Source organism: Salinispora cortesiana (genome assembly GCF_000484695.1).
GTDB classification, from domain to species: Bacteria; Actinomycetota; Actinomycetes; order Mycobacteriales; family Micromonosporaceae; genus Micromonospora; species Micromonospora cortesiana.
On the sequence record NZ_AXVR01000005.1, the window covers coordinates 1 to 9034 of the forward strand.

Annotated in this window: 6 protein-coding genes and 1 pseudogene; 4 read left to right on the forward strand and 3 right to left on the reverse strand. The window is 70.9% G+C overall.

The features are described from left to right. Positions 1-22: 22 nt before the first annotated feature. Positions 23-1378, forward strand: a complete 1356-nt coding sequence (locus K228_RS0104000; RefSeq protein WP_025617248.1) for a right-handed parallel beta-helix repeat-containing protein — start codon at positions 23-25, stop codon at positions 1376-1378. Positions 1379-1681: 303 nt separating this feature from the next. Here the strand turns inward: K228_RS0104000 and K228_RS0104005 are convergent, their stop codons facing one another. Next, positions 1682-2452: a DUF5995 family protein gene (locus K228_RS0104005; protein ID WP_025617249.1), complete on the reverse strand. Its 771-nt coding sequence runs from the start codon at positions 2450-2452 to the stop codon at positions 1682-1684. A gap of 94 nt (positions 2453-2546) precedes the next feature. Next, positions 2547-5453, reverse strand: coding sequence for a helix-turn-helix transcriptional regulator (locus K228_RS0104010; RefSeq protein ID WP_025617250.1), 2907 nt, complete (start codon positions 5451-5453; stop codon positions 2547-2549). A 206-nt stretch (positions 5454-5659) separates the two neighbouring features. Here K228_RS0104010 and K228_RS29355 point away from each other — a divergent pair. Continuing rightward, positions 5660-6889, forward strand: a pseudogene (locus tag K228_RS29355) (adenylate/guanylate cyclase domain-containing protein); the annotation flags it as partial. Positions 6890-7435: 546 nt separating this feature from the next. Here the strand turns inward: K228_RS29355 and paaI are convergent. Beyond that, the gene (gene paaI / locus K228_RS29360; protein ID WP_025617253.1) at positions 7436-7939 is read right to left on the reverse strand and encodes a hydroxyphenylacetyl-CoA thioesterase PaaI; all 504 of its coding nucleotides are present in this window, start codon (positions 7937-7939) and stop codon (positions 7436-7438) included. 155 nt (positions 7940-8094) lie between these two features. Between paaI and K228_RS0104025 the strand changes: the two genes are divergently transcribed. Continuing rightward, positions 8095-8610, forward strand: coding sequence for a fluoride efflux transporter FluC (locus K228_RS0104025; RefSeq protein WP_025617254.1), 516 nt, complete (start codon positions 8095-8097; stop codon positions 8608-8610). After that, positions 8607-8972 (forward strand): fluoride efflux transporter CrcB, encoded by a 366-nt coding sequence (crcB, locus tag K228_RS0104030; protein WP_025617255.1) that lies wholly within the window; start codon positions 8607-8609, stop codon positions 8970-8972. Before K228_RS0104025 ends, crcB begins: the two co-directional genes overlap by 4 nt. The last annotated feature ends 62 nt before the right edge of the window (positions 8973-9034 follow it).

Here is a 9034-nt window from a genome sequence, read left to right on the forward strand (position 1 = left end):
GGGGAAGGACACCGAGACCGCGATGAACCATCCGCACCAGGACCACGAACCGAACCGGCCAGGTGGAGGCCGGACGAGGGGACGGTGGTGGACCCTCGGGCTGGCCGGGGTAGCTGGCCTGGCCCTGACCACCGCCGCCGCCACCCCGGCCGCCGCCGCCATCGGACATGCTCTCAGCGCCGACGACCGGCCCTCCGCCGACGGGCACCGCAAGGCGGGCAAGGGCGACGACAAGAGCAAGGGAGGTAAGGAGAACAAGCCCACGGGCACCCCGGTCCCCTGCAGCGCGGACCAGCTGATCGCCGCGATCACCCTCGCCAACGCCAACGACGGCGCCGTCCTCGACCTCGCCAAGGACTGCACCTACCTGCTCACCGCCGACATCGACGGCGCCGGCCTCCCCGCCATCACCGCCCCCATCACCCTCAACGGCAGCAAGAACACCACCATCGAACGCTCCACCACCGCCGACGAATTCCGCATCCTCACCGTCAACACCGGCGGCAACCTCACCCTCAACAAACTGAAGATCACCGGCGGAGTATCCGAGAATAATGGTGGGGGCATCCTCGTCAATGAGGGTGGGGAATTGACCGTCAAGCACAGCACCATCACCCGCAACGTCGCCGACAACAACGGCGGGGGAATCGCCAACAACGGCACCACCCGAGTCAAGAACTCCACAATTACCCTCAATCGCGCAGAGGTGGGTGGCGGCATCCAGAGCAACGGCATCCTCACCGTGACGGAAGCGAAGATAACGGACAACGTGGCCTCCGACAACGGAGGCGGCATTGACGCAAACGAGGGTGGCACCACACTGATACACAAGAGTGTCGTCAGCGACAATGTTGCCGAAAGCGAGGGCGGCGGAATAAATGTAGTCGCCAGCATTCTCCAACTCACCAGGTCGGAAGTCACGGGCAACTCCGGCCCGGAAGAAGGGGGCGGCATCCGACTCGACGAGTCAACGCAGGCCACCCTACAGCACGTGAAAGTCCTCAAGAACCGCGCTTTCGAAGGCGCCGGAATAAATTCCCTGTCTGGTTCCACGCTCGTGATCGACAAGGCCTTGGTCACGAAGAACATAACCCTGGCGGATGGCGGCGGAATCGCCACCGAAGGAGACACCGTAATACGTAATTCCGAGATCGTCAGCAATCTGTCCGAGGACATAGGTGGCGGGATATACAATGACGACCCCGGCACGGTCAGCCTGTTCAACACAAAGGTGATCAAGAACCTCGCCGTCCTCGAAGGTGGCGGAATCTTCAACGAAGGCGGCGGCACGGTGAACCTGAACCCCGCCACCGGCACCGTTGTGATCAAGAACCGGCCGGACAACTGCTCCGGCGACGTACCCGACTGCGTCGGATAGCAGGATCCGAACACCTCGGACCCACGAGGGGTTTCGTTCCCGCCGCTGGCCGGTGGGGGCGGAACCCCTCCGCCCGTACGTGCAGCCGGGTGGATTGGCCAGCACCTGCCGGCCAACCCACCCGGATATCCCCCCGCCCCTCGGCAGCGGCCGGAACGGATACCCCCGTTACCGCCGAACGTCCCCACGCCCGGCGCGCATCCATTCCTGCCTCCACCACGCCGTCCGCAACCCGGATCCCCGGGCGGACGACGCGGACGGTGCCCGCGCCCCGCTGCGCTGCGGAGCGCGGTCCCCCGCCGACTACTGCAGGTATGCCCCCAGGGGCGAGAGCAGTAGCCGGCCGAGCAGTTCGGCATGGTTCTCCAGCCGCAACCGCTCCTGCTCGTGGGCGGCCCGATCGTTGCGGCACCGCCAGATCTTCTTCGCGTTTCGCCAGGCGACGTCGCGGACGTACTCGACCAACTCCCCCTGGTACCAGTCGTCGATGTTCCCGTTGAGCAGGTCGATCACCAGCTGCCAATGGTCGAGATAGCCGCGCCGCAGGCTGGGGATCTCCGCGGCGAAGATGTCGTTGATCTTCAGATAGTCGGCATGCTGGTCGCTTCCGTCCACCAGCTCCGACTCGAGGCTGTCGAACGTCGTCACCAGCGCGAACGGCAGGTCGTAGTTGATGTGCGCGTTGATCCCGGCGGCAGCCGACGGCAACGGCCGAACATCCGGGCCCTCCATTCGCTGGAACAGGCACGACCATGCCTTCGGGCAGCGCGAGCTGGAGTCGGTCCACAGCCGCAGCGCGTCGAAGTAGCGAGCGGCGAACTCGACATCCAACCGGGACAGAAAGACCACGTCGGCGAAGGATCCCTCGTACAGGCCCTCCAACACCCGCTCGGTGATAGTCAGGTAGAGCCGGTTGAAGACGGCCAGCGGGCAGCCATCCTTCGAGGGAGAACGCCGATCCAACAGATCCTGCAACTTGGTCAGGTGGTCAACTACCGCCGGAACGTCCACTGGACGGTCGGCGAGCAGGTCGACGACGTCCCGGTGCACGAAGCCCCAGACCACATCACTCATCTCTGCTCCCCTGCGGCAGACGTCCCGTGGTGCCGTACGCTGCACAGCCTCGCAGCTGGCAGGAGCAGCGCGAATCAGTAGAACGACGTATTCGTCAGCGCACGTCCGGCGGCTGGTTGCGGAGGAGGATCGCGCTCGCCTGCACTCGGGTACGGACCTGCAGCTTGTCGAAGATGTGCGAGACGTGCACCCCGATGGTCCGCTCACTGATGAACAGCCGCTGGCCGATCTCCTTGTTGGTCAGCCCCTCGGCCACCGCCGCGAGCACCTCCCGCTCGCGTGCGGTCAGCGCCGCCAACTCGCCCCCACCAACCGGAGCACTGGAGGTTGGGCGATCAGCCGTCGCATCCCGCTCCGCCAACGAGACCCGCGCCCGCCCGGCGACGGTCCTGATCTCAGCGGTCAACGGCACCGCGCCCAGCCCCAAGGCCGCCTGATACGCCTGGCGAAGCAACTTCCCGGCCTTCGCACTCCGGCTGCGTCGGGCGAGCAGCGCCTCCGCCTGGCGCAGCCGCGAGTAGGTTGCCGGATAGGGGTGGTTACGCCGGTCCCACTCCGTCACCGACCGGGCCCAGAGCTCCGGGTCGCTTCCGTCGATCCGGCTCACCTCGCCGGCGCAGAGGGCCAGGAACGCCTCGACCACGCTGCGCACCGGGCGGGCCGCCGTCCCGGCCCGCCGAGCCACCCGGTCGGCGGCCGCACGGAGCCGCCGCACCGCCGTCTCGTCCACCGGGATACTCCGGCTGGCGTGCGCCTCGGCCTCCGCCCGCAAGCCGTGCCAGATCAGGGCGGCGAGGATCACCAGATCGTCGGAGCGGCTCTCGGTCAGGCCCCGTTGTACGGCCTTCCGGGCCAGATCGTGCCGGCCCTGCCACATGGCCAGCCCGGCTCGCAGGGTTAGCAACGGGATCACGTGTCGCGCCCCGCCACCGGCGCAGAGGGTAGCGACCGCGTCGAGATCCCGGTCGGCGGCCTCGATGTCGCCGTATCCGACCGAGAGCCGACAGCGGGCCAGCAGCACCTCGACCGCATCCGCACCGGACGGTCGGTGCCGTAGCGCCGCCGCGGCCACCTTCTCCGCCTCGGCCCACTGACCTACCCGGAACAGTCCGTTGATGGCGATGGCCAGCAGCCGGGTCTCATAGGTCCGGCCGAGCCCCAGCTCGGCGACCCGCTCCGCGCCCCGTCGCGCGACGACCACCCCCTCCTCGAGAGTGTTCAGCGGTCCGGTCAGCAGCTCGGCCAGGTGCAGGTACGCGCAGGCCACATCCTCCGGACGGCCGGACCGCTCAGCCGTGTCCAGGGCCCGGCGCACCACGGCCAGACCCGCCTCCGGGTCCTCCCGAAAGGCCTCGGAGAAGCCCAACGCCGCGCTGGCCAGCACTACCTCCGAGGTGGAACCCGCAACAGCGTCGGCCAGCTCCAGCGCTTCCCGGGCCCGGGCACCGGCGTCGGCGTACCGGCCCAGATGTAGCAGCAACTCGGCGAGGTGGGCCGTGATGGTGGCCCGCTCGCGGGGCGTACAGTCGGCGGCAGCGAGGGCTCGCTGGTATTCGACCTCGGCCAACGCGGAGCGACCGGCGGCGGCGAGGTAGCGGGCCCGCCGGATGGACAGCCCGCAGGTCGGCTGGGCAGCGTCGGCGTCCGCCACCTCCGCCAGCAGGGTCAGCGCCCGGGCATGCTCACCGCAGTGGTGCGCCGCCTCGGCGGTCCGCTCCAGCAACATCACCCGGTCGGCGGTCGCCCCGACGGAGGGCACCTCGGCCAACTGCACGGCGGTCGACCAGTGCCGGTGCGCCTCGACGTAGCCGTGCAGCCGCTCGGCTTCCTCGGCCGCTGCCATCGCCGCCGGCAGCGCCCGGACCGGCTCCCCGGCGAGGCGCCAGTGATACGCCAGTCGGGCCTGGTGCAGCTCGGCGTGCGCGCCGGTCAACGCCTGCGCGTAGCGCTGGTGCAGGGCGGCCCGCTCCACTGGCAGCATCTCCTCCTCCAGCACCTCGGCGACCAGCCGGTGTCGTAGCCGGTAGCCCTCGTCCGCGCCGACCAGCAACCGGTGCGCGACGGCTTCCCGGACCGCGTCGATCAGCTCGTCGTCAGGCAACCGCACCACCTTTGCGAGCAGCCAGTGCTCCACCGGCTCCACGCCGACGGCTACCGCGTGCACCACGGCATGCGCGTCCGGCGGCAACACCTCCACCCGGGCCAGAAAGATCTCCCGCACCGTGTCGGAGAGTCCGTCCCGGCCATCCCGCAGATCGCGAGCCAGCTCCTCCACCACGAAGGGGTTACCACCGCTGCGCCGCCACAGTTGCTCGGCTGCAGTTGTGGACAGGGCCGCACCGGCCACCGCAGCGGCCAACTGCTCGGTGTCGGCCCGATTCAGCGGCGCCAGGTCGAGCACCCGCACCGTACGCAGGCGGCGCAGCTCGGTGAGCATCCGGCGCAGCGGGTGCGCGCCCTGGAGGGACTCGGCGCGAACGGCGGCCAGCACCGAGAGGTGTAGGTCGCCCAGCCCTGCGAGCAGGTAGAGCAGGAGCTGCCGGGTGCTGCGGTCGGCCCATTGGAGGTCATCGAGGACGAGTACCAGCCGCTGCCCGCCGGCAATCAGGTGTAGTCCGTGGGAGACCTGCTCCAACAGCGCTCCGGCACCGTCGAGGCTACCGGCCTGGTCAGCGAACATCTCCAGCAGCCCCCGGAGGGCCGCGGAGGCGTGGGTGGGCCGGGTGGTCAGCTCGGCGTCGAGGCGACGCAGCGCCTGGCGCAGTGGATGCAGCGGAGAGGCGTCACCGATGTCCAGACAGGCGCCGGTGAGCAGCAGGGCACCCGCCTCCCGCAGCTCAAAACCGATCTCACGCAGCAGCCGACTCTTACCAACCCCACTCTCACCGGTGAGGAACACCGCCGTGGGTTGCCCCGGACCAGTACCGGCCAGAGTGGATCGCGCCGCCGCCAGCATTTCGCCCCGGCCGACGAGCGGCGCACCGTCCACATCGCTGATCATCCATGCAGACTAGCTACCAGGCCCGGCGTATTCTACCAGCAATTTAGCTGATTTTCCTCATTCCGTCGGCATTGTGAATAAAAGTGGCAGCCAGCGGAGATACGTCATTCGGCAGATCCCGAAGCGACTCAAAGCTGACAGTCTCGGATTGTTGGCAAGGTTCGCAGGAGCCCACCCACGGGGGACCGAAAGGACAGATGCACGCCATGTTGAACGTCACCGCTGGGCCCCCTCTGGTCGCCAACCGGTATCCCAGCACCCCCCCTCACACCCCACGCGTCGGCGCCGACACACCTGGCCGCTGGCCGGTGCCCGAGGAGAGGCGCACGGTCAGCGTCCTCTTCGCCGACATCGTCGGGTCCACCCGGCTGGTCGACCAGCTCGACCCCGAGGAGGTACGGGCCCTGCAACAGGCCTACTTCGACACGGTGGCCCGGGTGCTTCGCCGCTGGGGCGGAGTGGTGGAGAAGTACATCGGCGACGCGGTGATGGCGCTCTTTGGTGCCAGGGAGTCCGACGGCTTCGATGCCTACCGCGCGGTCCGGGCCGGCCTGGAAATCCAGCGCTCGCTGGACCGGCGGACGTTCCCTGGGGCACCGACGCTAACCGTCCGGGTCGGGGTGGCGACCGGCGAGGCGGTGGTCGATCTCAGCACCATCCACGACGGCGCACACGGCATGGCCAGCGGCGCGGTCATCACCGTCGCCGCCCGCCTACAGACCTACGCCCCGCCGGGTGGGGTTGTCCTCTGCGCCGTCACTCACCGGGCGACCAACCGGCTGATCGGTCAACGGCCGGTGCCCGCGGTGGCGGTCGTCGGTAAGTCTCGGCCCATCGAGGTCTGGCACGCCACCGGCCCGGCCCGGCCCGAGCCGACGCGGCACTGCGGGCCCCTGATCGGGCGCCGCGGGGAGCTCGCCGCCGCCCGGGACCAGCTGGTGCGGGCGGTGCGGGACCGCCGACCCCGTTGGGTCTCGGCGACCGGCCCGGCGGGCAGCGGGCGCAGCCGGCTGCTCCACGAGCTGGTACGCGCGGTCCCGGCAATCGACGGAGCCCCGGTCCGCTGGTGTGTGGCGGCGTGCCCGCCGTACCCGGAGCAGCCACTGGCACCCGTAGCCGACCTGGTCCGCGCCTTCGCCGGAGTCGGTGACCAGGATCCGACCCCGGTAGTCCGGGCCCGGCTCACCTCCGCCGTCGCCACGGTGATCCCGCCGACACGCCGCGCCGAGGTGGTGTCCGCGCTGCAGGAACTGCTGGCGGAGCCGGACACCGGCGGCAACGCCCATCGGGGGGTGGCGAGATGGCAGGAGTGCCTGCTCGGCCTCGCCGAGCGGCAGCCCGTGGTGGTGGCGGTTGACGACCTCGACCGAGGCGCCCCGGAGGTGAGCCGCTTCCTGCACCGGCTGCTCGCCGCCGCCCGGATCCGGGCCCTGCCCCTCGCGGTGATCGCCCTGCACGGTCCGGGGCCGGCGGCTGCCCGGATCGTCGGAGGCCGGCGGGAAGGGCTGCCGCTGCACCACCTGTCGACCAACGAATCCGAACGGCTCCTGCACCACCTGCTGCACCGGGCCGGTCAGCCAGCGGCGCTCGCCACAGTGCTACTACCACTGGTCCGCGGCCTCCCCGGTCGGGCCGCCGCGTACGTGGCGTCGCTGGCCCCCGGCTCCGTGCCATCGGTTCCCGATCCGATCCGGCGTGCCCTCGACACTCGGCTCGACCAGCTGGACGGTACCCGCCGGGCAGTGTTGATGGCCGCCGCCGCCATCGGGACGCCCATCACGCCGGTGCTGCTGGACCGCGTACTCGGTTGGCCACCGGGCTGGGCGGTCGCGGCGCTGCACGATCTGGCGAACCAGGACCTGCTGGCCGCAGGGCCGGACGGCTACACCGTGCCGGACCCGGTGGTCGCCGCCGTCGCCGCCGCTCGCCTCACCCGGGCCGTCCGGACTCAGTGGCGCACCCGTGCCGCCGTCCCGGCCGGCTCAGGCCCCGTTCAGAGTGCGGCTACGGCCACGGAACTCGGCGATCACCGCACCGTCGTCCCGGGTGACGGTGACGTCGTAGATCCCGCTGCGGCCGTACCGAACGCACTCGGCGGCCCGGGCAAGCAGCACATCCCCCTCGCGCGCCGGCCGGACAAAGACAATGTCCCCGCCGGCCGCGACCGTCACCGGGCCGTAGCTGTTACAGGCCAACGCGAACGCGGTGTCGGCGAGCAGGAACAGATAGCCGCCGTGGGCGATGCGGTGACCGTTGACCATCGCCTCGGTTACCCGCATCCGGGCCACCGCCGCCCCCGCCGCCGCCTCGACCAGCTCGATGCCGAGCGCACGCGAGGCGGCATCGGCAGCGAACATGTCGTACGCGGCGTTGCGCCGCTGCGGGTCCGGCTTTGGACGGTGACCGGGCCCGTCCGGCTCCGGCACCGGCGCGCTCTCCCGTCCGGTCGGCTCCCGCCGGTCCGGGTGGGGCGGACGATCCGACATCGCCGCTCTCCTCACTGCGCCGGACGAACACTTCGACGATCTTGCCACCGTACGCCACCGCCGCGGGTCCGGCACCACCGACGCCCGCCCGTACCCCGCTGCCACGTGGCCGTACCGCCCCGCCGATAGGGTGGGCTCGGTCGGCGGCGGTGGGGATGGGGGAACGGGTGTCCGAACCGGAGCAGCGACGCGTCGACCCCGATGTGGACCTGGCCGTGCCCGCCGATCGAGCCGAGCTGCCCGCCCACCCGGCCGCGGTGCTCGCCGCCGTCTCCGCCGGCGGTGTGCTGGGCGCGCTGGCCCGCGCCGGCCTCTCGGCTGCGCTGCCGCACGATCCCACCGGCTTCCCGTGGCCGACGTTCGCGGTCAACCTGAGCGGGTGTCTGCTGATCGGCGTGCTGATGGCGGTGCTCGCCAAGCGGGCCAACCCACCGGTGCTGGCCCGGCCGTTTCTTGGGGTAGGGGTGCTCGGCGGCTACACCACCTTCGCCACCCACGCCGTGGAGGCGCGGCAGCTGGCCAGCGACGGCGCGGCGACGACCGCCCTGGCCTACCTCGCGGCGACCCTGGCCGGCGCGCTACTCGCCGTCTGGGTCGGGTACGCGGCCACCGACCGGCTCACGCCGTCGGTCAGCGGCACCGGGGCGGGACAGCGGCGGGTGCGCAGATGACCGCGCTGCTCGTCGCGCTCGGCGCGGCCGTCGGGGCGCCGCTGCGCTACCTCGCCGACCGAGCGGTACAGGACCGCTTCGGCGCCCGCTTCCCCTGGGGCACGTTGACCGTCAACGTGGCCGGCTCACTGCTGCTCGGGTTTCTGCTGGGGCTCCCGCTCCCGCCGGCGGCCGGTGCGCTGCTCGGCACCGGGCTCTGCGGCGCCCTCACCACCTACTCGACATCCAGCTACGAGACCCTGAGCCTGGCCACCGCCGGCCGGTTTCGTCCGGCGGTGGCCAACGCGTTCCTCGGCGTCGCCGCCGCAGTGGCCGCGGCGGCGCTCGGCCACCTCGCGGCGACCGCTTTGCCCTGGCCGTGAGCCGGACCGCCGCTCCCACCACCGGGGTGGGTCACCTGCGCGGTGGTCGACAACCGGGAGTC

Excerpts from the sequence above, each read along its gene's own strand:
- paaI (WP_025617253.1), bottom strand. The coding sequence starts at position 7,939 with ATGTCGGATCGTCCGCCCCACCCGGACCGGCGGGAGCCGACCGGACGG.
- K228_RS0104025 (WP_025617254.1), top strand. The coding sequence starts at position 8,095 with ATGGGGGAACGGGTGTCCGAACCGGAGCAGCGACGCGTCGACCCCGAT.
- K228_RS0104000 (WP_025617248.1), top strand. The coding sequence starts at position 23 with ATGAACCATCCGCACCAGGACCACGAACCGAACCGGCCAGGTGGAGGC.
- crcB (WP_025617255.1), top strand. The coding sequence starts at position 8,607 with ATGACCGCGCTGCTCGTCGCGCTCGGCGCGGCCGTCGGGGCGCCGCTG.
- K228_RS0104010 (WP_025617250.1), bottom strand. The coding sequence starts at position 5,453 with ATGATCAGCGATGTGGACGGTGCGCCGCTCGTCGGCCGGGGCGAAATG.
- K228_RS0104005 (WP_025617249.1), bottom strand. The coding sequence starts at position 2,452 with ATGAGTGATGTGGTCTGGGGCTTCGTGCACCGGGACGTCGTCGACCTG.